Below are 14,569 nucleotides of genomic sequence, written 5' to 3' on the forward strand. Positions count from 1 at the left end.
GGCATGGCGATGGAAAATACGATGCACTGGTCGGCGCACGAACTGTCGATGACGGTTCTGATGACGCCCGATATGGCGAACTTTTCGGGGAATGTGCACGGTGGCGCCATCCTCAAATTGCTGGACGGTGTGGCGTATGCCTGCGCCAGCCGCTATTCGGGCAGCTATGTGGTGACGCTGTCGGTGGACCAGGTGATGTTCCTGCAGCCTATCCACGTGGGCGAGCTGGTGACCTTCCTGGCCTCGGTCAACTACACCGGCACCAGCTCGATGGAAGTGGGCATCCGCGTGGTGGCGGAGGACATCCAGAAGCGCCTGGTGCGCCATGCGAACAGCTGCTACTTCACGATGGTGGCGGTAAGCCAGGACCGCAAGCCGCAGGCGGTGCCGCCGCTGGTGCCGCAGACACCGGAGCAGATCGCGCGCTGGGAAAAGGCAAAGCTGCGCAAGGCCGCCCGCCAACAGGTGGCGGCGGCGGTCAAACATCCTTGAGCAGGCAGCTCAGGCCGCGCGGCGATGGGTCGGATAGACCAGGGTACGCAGCGCAATCGGCTGCGGCACGCCCATCGCGAACAGGAATTCGGCGGCGCGGCGCAAGCCCACTTCGGGCAGGGCGGCCACGGCCTGGTTGATGATGTCGCGCGTCCGGTGGTCGGTGCGCACTTGCTGCCGGTGCAGGTCTACGCTGTTCATGTCCACTCTCCCTATCTCCTCAGGCTCGCAGCCGGCGGGGCGCCGCGCTGGTCAGTTGCTTGCCGTCCTGCAACATCTGGCGCATGGCCGATGCGTCGACAGGTCGGCTGAAAAAGTAACCCTGGATCTCGTCGCAGCCATGGCGGCGCAGGAACTCAAGCTGCTCTTCAGATTCTACCCCTTCCGCAATCACGCGCAACTCAAGGTTGTGTGCGAGGGCGATCACCGACACCACGATGGCCGCATCGTCGGCATCGGTGGCGATGTCGTTGACGAAGGAACGGTCGATCTTCAGCACGTCGATCGGGAAGTTGCGCAGGTAGGACAGGCTTGAGTAGCCGGTGCCGAAATCGTCGATCGACAGCGCCACGCCCAGGGATTTCAGTTCGTGCAGCAGGTTCACGCCTTGCGCCACGTCGTGCATGAACAGGCTTTCGGTCAGTTCCAGCTCCAGCGTGGAAGGCGGCAGTCCGGTTTCCTCCAGCACGGCGGCGATGGTGGACACCAGCTCCGGCTGCGCGAACTGGCGCGCCGACAGGTTGACCGCCATGCGCAAGTCCTTGAAGCCGGCATCGCGCAGGACGCGTGCCTGCTGGCAGGCATTGCGCAGCACCCAGGCGCCAATCGGCACGATCAGGCCGGTTTCCTCGGCCAGGCCGATAAAGCGCGCCGGCGGCACCATGCCCAGTTCCGGATGCTGCCAGCGCAACAGCGCTTCCAGGCCGACGATGGCGCCGGAGGCCAGGTCCACCTGCGGCTGGTAATGCAGCACGAATTCGTCGCGCTCCAGGGCGTTGCGCAAGGCGCTCTCGATGCGCAGGCGCTCCTGCGCTTCGTCGTTCATTTCAGGCTGGTAGAACTGGAAGGTGTTGCGGCCCAGTTTCTTGGCCGAGTACATGGCGATGTCGGCGTGTTCGATCAGGTTCTGCGCCGGCGTGCCGTCCGCATCGTAGACCGCAACGCCGATGGAGCAGGTGACGAAGAATTCCTTGCCTTCCAATAGCACCGGCTGCGCCAGCGCCTTCATCACGCGTTCGATGATGGCGGGCGAGAGTTGTTCGTCCGGGTATTGGCTCAGGATCGCCACGAATTCGTCGCCGGACAGGCGCGCCACGGTATCGCTTTCGCGCACGCTCGATTGCAGGCGGGTCGCCACCGTTTGCAGCAATTGGTCGCCGGCCTTGTGGCCCAGGCTGTCGTTGACGAACTTGAAGCGGTCCAGGTCGATCAGCACCACCCACATCGGCAGGCCGCTGCGGTTGGCGTAAGCGACAGCCTGCTGCAGGCGGTCCTGTAGCAGCACCCGGTTGGGCAGGCCGGTCAACACGTCGTGGTGGGCGATGTGCTGGATGCGCTGTTCGGCTTCCTTGCGTTCGGTGATCTCGCTACCGGTGCCGCGGTAGCCCTTGAATTCGCCCTGCGCGTCGTACACCGGCTCGCCGCTGGTGTTGAACCAGCGCGTCACGCCGTCGTGGCCGACGATCGCGTATTCGAAATTGGAGAAGGGCAGGCGCGCCTGCACCCTGTTGATATGGTCGCGGCCAGTGCTGCTGGTGTACAGCTCCGGCGTGCATTCCCAGCGCGTGCGGCCCAGGAAATTCTCCTTCGCCACATGGCCTTTTTCGAAGAAGCCGCCGGTGATGTGGGTGAAGCGGAAATGCGTGTCCTGCTCCCAGTACCAGTCGGAGGACAGTGCCAGCAGGCGGCGGAAGCGATGCTCGGACTCTTGCAGCGCGCGTTCGGTACGCTTGCGGGAAGCCACGTCTTCCGCCAGGCGCTGGTTGGAGCGCTGCAAATCGGCGGTGCGTGCATCGACCAGCAATTGCACGCGGAGCGAGCGCTGCACCAGCGTGTGCACGAAGGCTGCCGCCAGGGCGCTGAACAGCAGGCCGCCCAGCAAGGTGCCGAGCGAGCCAAGGTGGTCGGCCAGGAAGGGGCGCGGCAAGTCGTCGCTGCGGATATGCCAAGTGCGGCCCAGCACGTCGAAGCTGCGCATTTCGCTGCTGTGGTAATCGAAGTCGAGCCAGCGATGCAGCCAGTGTTCATGGCGGATGGCCGGCACGGGACCGCGGCGGTAAGCCAGGGTGCTGGTCTCCGACGGATCGCCGGCATACACGCTCAGGCCCAGGCTTGGGTCGTCCAGCAAACCGTTCTGCTGCAGGATGGTGTGCACCAGGTGCGGCGTGCGGATCACGGCCGCCGTGTCGCCGGCCCATGCCGCGTGGCGCTCGGCGCGCGTGCCGGTCGGCATGCCGGGCCGGTACACCGGCATGATCATGATGAAGCTGTTGCGCTGGGCCGGGTCCTGCGCCAGCTGGAGCTGCTCGGTGGCGGAAGGCCGGCCACTGTGCAGGATGCGGTCGATGGCGCCGCGCACCTGCACGTTGCTGCCGGTATTCAGGCCCAGCGCCGGTTCGTTGCCTTGCATCGGCTCGAGGTATTCAACGACGTTGTAATAGGGCCGCAGCGGTGCCGGCAGGGCTTTGCCGTCGGCCGACAGCTCGGTGACCTGGAAGCCGGGGAAGCTCGCCTGCATCGAAGCCTCGAACGCGGGGCGTTCAGCTTGCGTCAGCACGCGGTGGTAGTTGAACGCCTGGATGAAAGGGTAACGCTTTAGCAGCGGTGCGGAAAAGCTATGGAACTGTTCGCGGCTGACCGGTTGCACGGTGCGGAACAGTTCATTGATCACATTCAGCACTTCCTCGGCATCGGCCAGCCCGCGCTCGATGGCCGTGACGCGGGCGTTGGCGCGCTGCTGGAAGCCCAATTCCATCTTGCCGAATTCGAGGGCGCTGACAGAGACAAACAGAATGGCGGTGGCTGCCAGGCCTGCGCCCAACGTGAGTGCGGCTGCACCATAGTGCGATAGTCTCCTGCGCCGTCCTGCCATGGTGTCCTTTGCTTAAAAAATGTAGTTTGTCACAATTTTCATGGCTTTGGGGCAATACCCGTTAATCTCCCGTTAAATCGCCCTTGCGCAGGCGGGAAACGGTGTAAATTGCCAACAGTCGGTTGGCCAGGCCGAATCCAAGGCCCGGCGTTGGACTGCCCCAGGCGGCCACGCGGCGCTGCATGGCGCCGGCCGGCGCACCCGGTGCCCGTCCCGGACGGATCGCAAACAGGATGTGGTTGTTGCCGGCAATGCCCGTGAACTGGCAAATGCGGTCATGGAAGGCATTCGACAGCCGGACCAGCACGCTGCGGTATTTCGGGTCGTAGCTGAACACATTGGCGGCCAGCACGCCATCGGGCCGCAAGGCGCGCCGGCAGTCGGCGTAAAAGTGGTCGGTGGACAGGGTGTTCGGCAGGCCGTCGGCATCGAAGCCGTCCACCAGCAGCACGTCGGCGCTGTCCTTCAGCTCCTTCATATACTGGGCGGCGTCGCACTGGATGACGCGGAAGCGCTCATTATCCGGCGGAATGGCGAAGCGCTCGCGCAGGGCGATGACATCGGCCCGCACTTCGAGCACCGTAATGCGGGTACGGGGCAGGTAGCGATAGCAGAACTTGGCCAGCGAGCCGCCGCCCAGGCCCACCATCACGATATGCTCGGGGTTCGGCTTGAACAGCACAAAGCACATCATGGCGCGCGCGTAGGCCAGCACCAGGGCGTCCGGATCGGCCGGGTCCATCTGGCTTTGCACTTCGCCGGGCGTGAATTCCAGCGTCAGGCGACCGCGCCGGTGGCGTACCAGGGGACGGCGGTGGTCGGGGATGGAAGTCATGTTTGTCAACCTGTTACGAACCGTGATGATCTGATAAGCTGCCGGGCTCCGGTTTCCACCCCAGTGTACCGGATGAGCCGCGCGGTAGGGCGCTCGCGTTTACATCGGCAACTTTTATAGGTACATTGCCAACATAGGCAGCTTGGAGACGATAAATGTTCTTAGACCATCCAACCATCACCGCGACCAACAGTTTTACGGAACCGGACCGCATCGAGCGCCTGACCCGCGTGTATGGTTACGTGGCCGCATTGGCCGACCACGCGGGCAAGCAGCAATTCATCGAAAAGGTCAGCCAGTTGCATGACCACAAAGGCACCTTGATCGTTTTCTGGCACGATTCGCCGACCGAAGACGAGAAAGAATTCTTCGCCAAGGCGTGGGCCAGCAAGATCGGCGACGGCAGCAGCAACGTCGAACACGAAGTCTGACCGCGGCCCGTCCGCCGAGCAATGGATATCAAGACCCTGGTTCTCGCCCTCGCGCTGGGCAATCTTAGCCTGTGCGCAGCGCTGTTTTTTTTCGAGTATGAGAACAGGAAGTCGCTGACCCTGTCCACCTGGGCCATTGCAAAGCAGTGCCAGGCGGTGGGCTGGGCCCTGTTGTATTTCCGCGGCGTGATGCCGGAGCTGCTGGCCGGCCCGGTGGCCAATGCGGTACTGCTGGCAGGTTTCGCGCTCGATGCCGGCGCCCTGTGGGAAGGTGTCGGCCGCCCGCGCTGGCGCAACTACCTGTATCCGGCGCTATCGCTGGCAGTGGGCGTGCTGCTGGCGTTTCATATTCTCGACACTGCGCCGGCGGTGCGCATTGGCTTCGGCTCCCTGTTTGTCGGCTTCTTCTTCCTGGCTGGCGTGCTGGCGCTGGGACGTGCCTGGCGCGGTGGCAGCATGCTGCGGCGTTACCTGGTGGTTGCCATGTTCGTCCTGGCACTGGTCATCGTCGGGCGCGGCCTGCTGGCCGCCTTGTTCCCCGAAGGGCTGCCATGGCTCAGCGCCAATGCGATGCAGCTGTTCGGATTCGGCGGCTTCTACCTGATGATGCTGGTGAATGCCTTTGGCTACCTGCTGCTGTCGCGCGAGAAACTGCAGATGGACCTGGCGCGCCTGGAAACCACCGATGCGCTGACCGACGTGCCGAACCGGCGCGGTTTCTACCAGGCTTTGGCGCCATGGATGGCGTTGGCACGCCGCCCCGGCCAACCGACCGCCATGATCATCCTGGCGCTGGACCAGTTCAAGCGCGTGAACGACAGCTACGGCCACGCCGCCGGCGATGTGGCGTTGAAAGCCATGGTGGAAACCTGCAAGAAGCAATTGCGGGACTTCGACCTGATGGGGCGCCTGGGCGGTGCCGAGTTCGCCATCCAGCTGCCGCGCACCGGGCAGGAAGACGCCATGATGGTGGCGGAGCGCATCCGCCGCGCCATCGAGGCGACTCCGGTGAAGACCGAGCGTGCGATTATCAAGCTGACGGCCAGCATGGGCGTCACCACCATCCGTGCCGACGACAGTACCGTCAGCCTGTTCAAGCGCGCCGACGAAGCCCTGCAGTCGGCGAAAGTGCGCGGTGAAAACCAGGTGGCGCAGCCGCCCGAACCCCAGTCCCTGGAGGCCTTGTCATGACGGCGTAACACTGATGGCGTACTGTGCTACCATTTTCGTTATAAACGATATAAATGGATTCCTCGATGTACGCCGCAGTGGACCTGGGCTCCAACAGTTTTAGACTCTCCATCGGCCAACACGATGGAGGCAAGATCCGCGTGCTCAACAGCATGCGCGAACCGATCCGCCTTGCCGCCGGCCTGGACGCCGCCGGCAACCTCACCGATGAAGCCCTGCAGCGGGCCTTGATCTGCCTGAAGAACTTCCGCGTGGCGCTGGCCGCCTACCAGTTCGACGGCGTGCGTGTGGTGGCCACCGCCATCCTGCGCCAGGCGCGCAATGCGGCGGATTTCCTGCCGCAACTGGAACAGGCCATCGGCTACCCGATCGAGATCATCTCCGGCGAAGAAGAAGGGCGCTTGATCTATATGGGCGTTGCCAACGCGCTGGGACAGCCCAACGAAAGCCGCCTGGTAGTCGATATCGGCGGCGGTTCGACGGAATTGATTCTCGGGCGTGGGCTGGATATCGAGCGGGTCGAGTCGTTCAGCGTAGGCAGCGTCAAGCAAAGCCTGTCCTTCTTCGTCGGCGGCAGGGTGGATGCGCGGTCCTTCGAAGCGGCCGTGCTGTCGGCGCGCTCGCATTTCGAGGATGGGGCGCCGCCTTATCATCCGGAGTACTGGAAGCGTGCTTACGGCTCCTCCGGCACGATTCGCGCCATCGGCGAGATCATCGAAAGGAACAAGCTGGGCGAAGGCATCACGCTGGCGGCCCTGAATGCGGTGCGCAAGCGCTTCATCGAGTTCGGCCAGGTATCGAAGATCGACATGCCGGGCCTGCGGCCGGACCGGGCCAGTACCGTCATCGGCGGACTGGCGATCCTGATCGCGGTGGTGCAGGAGCTGGGCATCGAAAAGCTGGAACCGATCGATGCCGGCCTGCGCATGGGCGTGATGTGGGACCTCCACCTGCGCTCCACCCGCCGCGACCGGCGCGATGAATCGGTGGGCGAATTCCTGGCGCGCTTCCATATCGAATCAGAGCGCGGCGTTCGCGTGTCGGCGGCGGCGACCATCCTGTTCCTGCAGATGAAGCCTGCCAGCGATGCCCTGTTGCGCCACCTGTGCTGGGGCGCCCAGTTGCACGAAGTAGGGCTGGTGGTGTCGCAGACCGGCTACCACAAGCACTCGGCCTACATGATCGAAAACGCCGACCTGCCGGGCTTTACCACGCGTGAGCAAAAGCTGATGGGCCGTCTGGTCCTGGCCCAGAAGGGCAACCTGCGCAAGGTGAGCGAGCATTTGACCGACAGCGATTTCGCCAAGGCGGTGGTGGCGCTGCGGCTGGCCATCATGTTCATGCATTGCCGCATTGAGGTCGACGAGCGTGCCGTGCGGCTGCGCATGAAAAATCGCATTGACCTGGAACTGAAGCGTGATTACGTCGCCAACCATCCGACCCTGTCCTACTGGATCGAGAAGGAGCAGGAATTCTGGGATGAGATCGGCGTGGACTTCGGGGTTCGCACTGTTGCGCAATAATCGTATATACTGTTTATATAATTCAATAATGGAGTATCCATGAGCGCAACGAAGTCCAAAGCCCCAGCCGTCAAACCGGCAACTAAAGCTGCCGCCAAACCTGCTGCTAAATCCGCCGCCAAACCAGCTGCCAAGCCTGCCGCCAAGCGCGCGCCGGCAGCCAAGTCGGCTGCCGCCAAGCCGGCCACCGCCAAACCAGCAGTCAAGCCGGCCGTCAAGCGCGGAGCCGCGGCCAAGCCAGCCCCGGCTCCGACGCCAGCCGCCAAACCTGCAAAAGCAGCCAAGGTCGACAAGCCTGCCAAGCAGCACAAGGAAAAGCTGGTGCGCGACAGCTTCACCATGCCGGAGTCCGAATACGCGGTGTTGGGCCAGGTCAAGAAAACCTGCCTGAAGAACGGCGTGGAGGTCAAAAAATCCGAACTGTTGCGCATTGGCGTCGCCCTGATCAGCCGCCTGGACATGGCGACACTCAAGCAAGTTCTGGCCTCGCTGCCGCAGTTGAAAACCGGCCGTCCGAAGAAGGTCTGATGTCATATTGTTGACACATGGTTGTCATGTTCGTGCAGCAATAGCGCAGCAAACTGGCTTCGTCACTACAACAAAGGACGAAGCATGCAAACTACGATCGCCAGCGCTGTCCAGCGCACGGAAGCCAGTCCACGACTGGTATTGAGCATGGCAGCCACCCCGGAAGAAGTGCGCGAAGTCCAACGCCTGCGCTATAAAGTCTTTATCGAAAACCAGGGCCTGAGCGCCCTGGCGACACCCGACGGCCTGGATTGCGATGAATTCGACGCCGCCTGCGACCACTTGATCGTGCGCGACACCGCCACCTTGAAAGTGGTCGGCACCTACCGCCTGCTGAACCCCGCCGGCGCCCGCAAACTGGGCCGCCATTACTCCGAAAACGAATTCGACCTCGGTCGCCTGAAGCACCTGCGCGGCCGCATCGTGGAGGCAGGCCGCGCCTGCATCCACCCGGATTACCGCGGCGGCAGCGTCATCATGCTGCTGTGGTCCGGCCTGGCCGAATACATGCGCCGCCACCAATGCGAATACCTGATCGGCTGCGCCAGCATCAGCCTGGCCGACGGTGGCCACAATGCGGTTGCCGTGTACCAGCAACTGCGTGAGAAGCACATGGCACCGATGGAATATCGCGTCACGCCCCACTTGCCGTTCCCGGTGGATAGGGTGGAGCCCGCGCGTGCCGCCCAGGTGCCGCCCCTGCTGAAAGGCTACCTGCGCTCCGGCGCATGGATTTGCGGCGCACCGGCATGGGATCCTGATTTCGAAAGCGCCGACTTGTTCGTGATGATGCCCCTGGCGAACCTGGACGGCCGTTACGCCCGCCACTACAACGTTTGAAAAACGTGCTATCCTTGTTGTACCGATCGGTAAATAGTGATCCGATCGGTACATTTGAAAGGATAAAACCATGTCAGTCCGACCACCTGTACCACCCTTCACCCGCGAAAGCGCCATCGAAAAAGTCCGCCTGGCCGAAAACGGTTGGAATACCCGCGATCCCGAAAAAGTCTCCCTGGCGTACACGGAAGACAGCTGGTGGCGCAATCGCAGCGAGTTTGCACAAGGCCGCGCCGCCATCGTCGCCCTGCTGAAACGCAAGTGGGCGCGCGAACTGGACTACCGGCTGGTCAAGGAATTGTGGGCCCACGACGGCAATCGCATCGGCGTGCGCTTTGCCTACGAATACCATGACGATTCCGGCCAGTGGTACCGCGCCTACGGCAACGAAAACTGGGAATTCGACCAGAACGGCTTGATGCACCACCGTCACGCCAGCATCAACGAGCATCCGATCCAGCCCGAAGAGCGCAAGTTGTTCTGGGATCGCAGCGCGCCGCGTCCCGTCGACCATCCCGGCCTGACTGAACTGGGGCTTTAAGCATGGCACGCGTTGTCGCAGAACGGGAAGACGTCATCCCGCTGGTGGCGGAAGTGTTCCGCACGTACGGCTTTGAAGGTGCCAGCTTGTCCCGCATTACCGAGGGAACCAGGCTGGGCAAGGGCAGCATCTATCACTTCTTCCCGGGCGGGAAAGACGAGATGGCCGCTGCCGTGCTGCAGGAAATCGACCAATGGTTCCGCCTGCACGTGTTCGAGCCGTTGCGCGAAGGTGCAGACGCGGGGCAGGGCATCGCCGCCATGTTTGCGGAGGTGGAGCGTTATTTCCTGTCCGGGCAACGCGTGTGCCTGGTGGGCGTGTTCGCGCTCGGCAATGAGCGCGACCGCTTTGCCGACGCCGTGCGCGATTACTTCGAAGAGTGGATCGAAGCGCTGGCCGCGGCGCTGGTGCGCAATGGACGTAAAGGCAAGGAGGCCACCGCTTTGGCGGAAGAAGTCGTGGGTGGGATTCAGGGAGCGCTGGTGCTGGCACGCGCCTTCAACCGGCCGGCGACGTTCAGGGCGGCGTTGAAGCGCTTGCAGGACAGGCTGTAACCGCAGGGGAGGCGGGAAATGGCGCCGGTGAATGCGATGCCGGCGCCTGGCATCAATCTCAGCGTGGACTGAGCTCAGTGTACTGAGGCATTCGATAGTTCTTTGAGCTCACGGATAGAAAGCTCAGATTTCTCATGCATGCGCAGCAGGATGGTGGCCCCGACTGCGAGCTTGCGGTGACGGATCTTGCTAATGATGGGTGGTTGCACTTCCAGCACCCTGCAGAGTTCCGCATCATTCTTCAGGTGCATCTTCTCGATTAGCGTGTCGAGCAGTTTATTTGGCACGAAACTGGATGGCTCCAACGCACGCGCCCTGTTCATTGCCTCGATTAGTTCGAGTTTCTTCTGCCTGACGCTCATTTGCTCCTCCTTAACGTTGTTCACTACGTGGATAGAAAAAGCAGGCTTGCATGTTGTATTGATAACGAAGCAAGTTAATTAAATAATACTCCGCTTACCAAAAAAGCCAAGAATTTGTGAGAAAAATAATGGGTTTTATTGCGTGGCAGGGTTGACGACTGTTGTAACTTCGAGTCCATTTTTAGTGAGGCGCAGAACTTTATCGGCGCGCGCAGCGGCGGCGGGCGAATGCGTCACCATGATGGCGGTTGCACCGCTGGATTTGAGTTCCTGGTGCAACAGTTGCAGTATGGAATTTGCAGTGTCGGGATCGAGGTTGCCGGTCGGTTCGTCCGCCAGCACCAGGGCCGGGCGGTGCGCCAAGGCACGGGCGATGGCAACCCGTTGCATTTCACCGCCGGAAAGTTGATGGGGGTAATCGTGGCCGCGGCCGCCCAGGCCAACCGCTTCGAGCATGTCAAGCGCGCGGCCTTGCGGCAGGCCGTTCAGCAGCAGGGGGAGGGCCACATTTTGCTGTAAGGTCAGGTGGGGCAGGACATGGAAAGCCTGGAAGATGAAGCCCATGCGTGCCCGGCGCAAGCGCGTGGCCGCGTCGTCGTCCAGCGCGGCGAGTGGTGTTCCGTCGACGATGATGGCCGGTTCCTCGCTGGGGTCGGGCTGGTCCAGGCCGGCAATCAAATTCAGCAATGTCGATTTGCCGACGCCCGAATCGCCCATGATGGCGACGAATTCGCCACGCTCGAACGTCCAGCTTAGCCGGTCCAGCACGCGTCGTTCGTTCGAATAGCTTTTGGTGAGGTTTTGTAGCTGGAGCATGGCTTATCGGGTCAGTGAACGGCGCAGCGCGAAGCTCAAGGCATCGACCACGGCGACCAGCAAGAGCATGGCCAGGATCACCGTGGCGGCGCGCTCCATCTGGAACAGGGACAAGTGGAATTTCAGCATTTGCCCCAAGCCGCCGGCGCCCACCACGCCCAGCACGGCGGCGGCGCGGATATTGTTCTCCCACCGATAGAGCGTGTAGGACAGCATTTGCGGCAGCGTTTGCGGCAGGGTGGCGTAGAAGAAGGCGGCCATCGGGGTGGCGCCGTTCAGGCGCAGGCTTTGTTCCGGCAGCGGTGGCGCATTTTCCAGTGCGTCGGCAAACAGGCGGCCCAATACGCCGGCTGTGTGGGCGGCCAGCGCCATGGTGCCGGCAAACGGCCCCAGGCCCGCAGCCACCAGCAGGATCGAGGCCCACACCAGTTCGGGGATCGAACGCAGCACGTTCAACATGCCGCGTACCACGGCGCGCGGCGCACGGCCGAAGCGTCCGGCGCCGGGAATCGCCAACAGCAGGCCGCCCGCGACGGCAAGCAAGGTGCCGAGCGCCGACATGGCGAGCGTTTCCAGCGTGGCGATGCCGGTCTTGCGCAGGAAGCCGCTGGCCGTTTCCGGCGGTGCGAAACCGGCCAGGAAATCGCCCATGCTGCGCATGGCTTCCATGGTGAACAGGTCGCCCAATTTGAGCGACAGCGTGGCGAAGCTGGCTACCACCAGCGCAACGAGCGCGGCGCCGAACAGCCAGCCGGACCAGTTGCGCGCCGGCGGCGCGGGCATATGGTTCATCCCAGCCTCCTTCGCAGGTATTTCGACACGAGGTCGGCGAGGGCAACCAGCAGCACGAACACCATCAACATCGTCGACACTTCGCCGCCGACCAGCATTTTGGTCGATTCATCCATGCGCTGTCCCAGCCCGCCTGCGCCGACGAAGCCCATGATCACCGAGCCGCGGATCGCACATTCCCATCGATAGACGGTGTATGACACCAGCTCGGAAGCCGCTTCCGGCAGGGCTCCATACAGCAGTGCCGCAAGGCGCCCACTACCATTTTGCAGCAGCACATCGCTGGCATGATGGTCGGCGGACTCCAGGATTTCGGCATACACTTTTCCCAGCATGCCGGCATAGGTCAGGGCGATGGCCAGCACGCCGGCGGTAGGCCCCAGGCTGAAGATACGCACGAACAGCAGCGCCCACACAAGCTCCGGTACGCTGCGCAACAGAACCAGCAGCCAGCGCACAAGCTGGCGCACGACGCGCGGGATGGCTGCGATGCGGCCCGTGCCAATGCGCGAAATGGACAAGCGTTCAGTGACAATCAGTGTGGCGGGAATGGCGCCCACCAGCGCAAGGGTCAGGCCGCAGGTGGCAATGGCCACCGTCTTCCACGCTTCGCGCGCCACCATCGAGAGGAATTCCGCATCATGCGCCGGCTTCAGGAAGTCGGACATGAAACGCCATGCGGCCTGCAGGCTTTGCAGGTCGAACAGCGTCCAGGGGTAGAATTCGGTCGCCACCACCAAGGGCCAGAGCAGCACAATGCCGACAGCAATCGTGGCCAGGCGCTGGCGCCACGCAGGGTCTGGATGGTGCGGCGAGAGCGGAACGGCGGGAACGTTATGCATCGCTTAAAGGCACGCCCCGACGGCCAGCTTGGCGGCCATCTCGTCCGGCTGCGGCGAGTTCGCCGGCGGCAGCTCGCCGAGATAGAGTTCATCGATCATGGCTTGCGTCACCTGCTCGCGCGGAAGATCGAAGGCAACGCGGCCGTTTTTCAACGCCACGATGCGCGCGAAGTGCGCCAGCGCCAGGTCCACCTGGTGCAGGCTGCACACCAGCAGCGCGTAGCGCTCGCGCGCTTCCTGCTGCAGGGTGTTTAAAGTGAGTTGCGACAGCGCCGGATCGAGCGCGGACAGCGGTTCGTCGACCAGCAATGCTTGCGCCGACGACAGCAGCAGCCGCGCCAGGCCGCAGCGCTGGCGCTCGCCACCGGACAAGCGGTCGACGCGGGAATACAGCTTGTCGCCAAGGTTGAAGCGTGACAGCGCGCGAAACGCGGCTTCCGGATCGGCGGGCTTGAACAGCGAAAGCAGCGCCTGGCCCAGGCCCCAATGCGGCAAGCGTGCTGCCAGGACGGCCGTCACCACGCGCTGGCGCGGCGGCAGCGGCGGTGTTTGCGGCGCCAGGAACAGACGCGCACGCATGGCGTGGCGGCCGGCATCGGTCAGTTGCCAGGGATCGGTGCCAAAGGCCTTGAAGCCGCCGCTATCGGGGCGATGGGCGCAGGCCAGGGTGGAGAGCAGGGTGGTCTTGCCGGCGCCTGAAGGGCCGATCAGCGCCACCTGTTCGCCCGGCTCGAAGTTCAGCGAAATGTCTTGCAGCGCAAGTCCGCGCGAACCGCCGATGTGGCGGACCGACAGGCCTTGCAATTCATACCAGGCAGAAGACATTGATTACTTCAGCAGTCCAGCGTTCTTGGCGGCCGCTTCGATGCTGGTGTAGTTGGCGGCCTTGGTCGGGATGAACTTCGACGCGCGCTGCAGGTCCAGGATCGCCTTGTCTTCAGGCTTGGCGCTGTCCAGCGCCAGGAAGGCGTCGGCGATCTTCTTCTTCAGCGCTTCAGGCATGTCGGAACGCACGGTCCAGTTGTAGTCGAAGTAGGCCGGGGTGGTGTAGAACACGCGCACCACGGCTGGATCGACCTTCTTCTGTTCATTCAGCTTTTCCCACACTGAGATGTTCAGTGCACCCGCATCGACCTTGCCGCCGGCAACCGCAGCCACGGTCGCATCATGCGCGCCGGAGAAGGAAATGCGTTTCAGGTCGGTGTCTGGATCGATCTTGGCGGCCAGCAGGAAGGAGCGTGGCATCAGGTGGCCGGAAGTCGAGGACTCGGAACCGAAGCTCAGGGTCTTGCCTTTCAGGTCGGCCAGCGAGTTGATTGACTTGTTGGTGGTGACGAAGACGGAACGGAACTTCTCGTCTTCCACACGCTGAACCAGCGGCACGACCTTGCCTTTGCTCATGTGGTTGGCTTGAACGAAGGTGAAGCCGCCGAACCAGACCATGTCCAGCTTGCCGTTCACCAGGCCTTCCACCGAAGCGGCGTAATCGGTCACCGGGGTGAACTCGACCTTCATGGCCAGCTTCTTCTCGAGGTATTCGCCGAGCGGCTTGAACTTGCGCTGCAGCTCGGTCGGCGCCTCGTCAGGGATGGCGGAAACGCGCAGGACCTGCTGGGCTTGGGCGCCGGCAGCGGCGAACAGCACACCGGCTGCAAACAGGGCCGATTGAATGGTGCGGAGGGAGAAGATGGACATGAGAAATCCTTATTGATGTTAATGACGAGCCGCACG

Annotated in this window: 17 protein-coding genes; 8 read left to right on the forward strand and 9 right to left on the reverse strand. The window is 62.9% G+C overall.

Translation table 11 applies throughout. The annotated features are described in order from the left end of the window. Window positions 1-9 precede the first annotated feature (9 nt). Window positions 10-492 (forward strand): acyl-CoA thioesterase, encoded by a 483-nt coding sequence (locus tag BM269_RS09835; RefSeq protein ID WP_229204572.1) that lies wholly within the window; start codon window positions 10-12, stop codon window positions 490-492. Between the two features lie 9 nt (window positions 493-501). Here BM269_RS09835 and BM269_RS09840 read toward each other — a convergent pair whose 3' ends face one another. The 3 genes from BM269_RS09840 to BM269_RS09850 form a co-directional block, all read right to left on the reverse strand. Continuing rightward, window positions 502-693 (reverse strand): hypothetical protein, encoded by a 192-nt coding sequence (locus tag BM269_RS09840; RefSeq protein WP_090436840.1) that lies wholly within the window; start codon window positions 691-693, stop codon window positions 502-504. 19 nt (window positions 694-712) lie between these two features. Then, on the reverse strand, window positions 713-3,583 hold the full coding sequence (locus BM269_RS09845; protein WP_090436841.1) for a bifunctional diguanylate cyclase/phosphodiesterase: 2,871 nt from the start codon (window positions 3,581-3,583) through the stop codon (window positions 713-715). 61 nt (window positions 3,584-3,644) lie between these two features. Then, window positions 3,645-4,418 (reverse strand): spermine/spermidine synthase domain-containing protein, encoded by a 774-nt coding sequence (locus BM269_RS09850; protein WP_090436842.1) that lies wholly within the window; start codon window positions 4,416-4,418, stop codon window positions 3,645-3,647. Window positions 4,419-4,573: 155 nt separating this feature from the next. Between BM269_RS09850 and BM269_RS09855 the strand changes: the two genes are divergently transcribed. The 7 genes from BM269_RS09855 (at window position 4,574) to BM269_RS09885 (ending at window position 10,026) form a co-directional block, all read left to right on the forward strand. Then, a complete protein-coding gene (locus BM269_RS09855; RefSeq protein WP_090436843.1) occupies window positions 4,574-4,849 on the forward strand; it encodes a hypothetical protein in 276 nt (91 codons plus the stop codon). A gap of 21 nt (window positions 4,850-4,870) precedes the next feature. Then, complete coding sequence (locus BM269_RS09860; protein WP_090436844.1) at window positions 4,871-6,040, forward strand: diguanylate cyclase; 1,170 nt, start codon at window positions 4,871-4,873, stop codon at window positions 6,038-6,040. A 65-nt stretch (window positions 6,041-6,105) separates the two neighbouring features. Then, on the forward strand, window positions 6,106-7,563 hold the full coding sequence (locus BM269_RS09865; protein ID WP_090436956.1) for a Ppx/GppA phosphatase family protein: 1,458 nt from the start codon (window positions 6,106-6,108) through the stop codon (window positions 7,561-7,563). A gap of 39 nt (window positions 7,564-7,602) precedes the next feature. Further along, window positions 7,603-8,091, forward strand: coding sequence for a hypothetical protein (locus BM269_RS09870; protein WP_090436845.1), 489 nt, complete (start codon window positions 7,603-7,605; stop codon window positions 8,089-8,091). Window positions 8,092-8,175: 84 nt separating this feature from the next. Beyond that, window positions 8,176-8,931, forward strand: coding sequence for a GNAT family N-acetyltransferase (locus BM269_RS09875; RefSeq protein WP_090436846.1), 756 nt, complete (start codon window positions 8,176-8,178; stop codon window positions 8,929-8,931). 70 nt (window positions 8,932-9,001) lie between these two features. Further along, window positions 9,002-9,472: a nuclear transport factor 2 family protein gene (locus tag BM269_RS09880; RefSeq protein WP_090436847.1), complete on the forward strand. Its 471-nt coding sequence runs from the start codon at window positions 9,002-9,004 to the stop codon at window positions 9,470-9,472. 2 nt (window positions 9,473-9,474) lie between these two features. Further along, complete coding sequence (locus tag BM269_RS09885; RefSeq protein ID WP_090436848.1) at window positions 9,475-10,026, forward strand: TetR/AcrR family transcriptional regulator; 552 nt, start codon at window positions 9,475-9,477, stop codon at window positions 10,024-10,026. A 74-nt stretch (window positions 10,027-10,100) separates the two neighbouring features. Here the strand turns inward: BM269_RS09885 and BM269_RS09890 are convergent, their stop codons facing one another. The 6 genes from BM269_RS09890 to BM269_RS09915 form a co-directional block, all read right to left on the reverse strand. Further along, a complete protein-coding gene (locus tag BM269_RS09890; protein WP_055934583.1) occupies window positions 10,101-10,388 on the reverse strand; it encodes a hypothetical protein in 288 nt (95 codons plus the stop codon). Between the two features lie 135 nt (window positions 10,389-10,523). Continuing rightward, window positions 10,524-11,204 (reverse strand): ABC transporter ATP-binding protein, encoded by a 681-nt coding sequence (locus BM269_RS09895; RefSeq protein ID WP_090436849.1) that lies wholly within the window; start codon window positions 11,202-11,204, stop codon window positions 10,524-10,526. Between the two features lie 3 nt (window positions 11,205-11,207). After that, window positions 11,208-11,996, reverse strand: a complete 789-nt coding sequence (phnE, locus tag BM269_RS09900; protein ID WP_090436850.1) for a phosphonate ABC transporter, permease protein PhnE — start codon at window positions 11,994-11,996, stop codon at window positions 11,208-11,210. Further along, the gene (locus BM269_RS09905; protein ID WP_090436851.1) at window positions 11,993-12,838 is read right to left on the reverse strand and encodes a PhnE/PtxC family ABC transporter permease; all 846 of its coding nucleotides are present in this window, start codon (window positions 12,836-12,838) and stop codon (window positions 11,993-11,995) included. The genes phnE and BM269_RS09905 overlap by 4 nt, the downstream gene beginning before the upstream one ends. Window positions 12,839-12,841: 3 nt before the next feature. Next, on the reverse strand, window positions 12,842-13,663 hold the full coding sequence (locus BM269_RS09910) for a phosphonate ABC transporter ATP-binding protein (RefSeq protein ID WP_090436852.1): 822 nt from the start codon (window positions 13,661-13,663) through the stop codon (window positions 12,842-12,844). Between the two features lie 3 nt (window positions 13,664-13,666). Beyond that, the gene (locus BM269_RS09915) at window positions 13,667-14,533 is read right to left on the reverse strand and encodes a putative selenate ABC transporter substrate-binding protein (RefSeq protein ID WP_090436853.1); all 867 of its coding nucleotides are present in this window, start codon (window positions 14,531-14,533) and stop codon (window positions 13,667-13,669) included. Between the last annotated feature and the right edge of the window lie 36 nt (window positions 14,534-14,569).

Source organism: Duganella sp. CF458 (genome assembly GCF_900113115.1).
GTDB lineage: Bacteria > Pseudomonadota > Gammaproteobacteria > Burkholderiales > Burkholderiaceae_D > Rugamonas.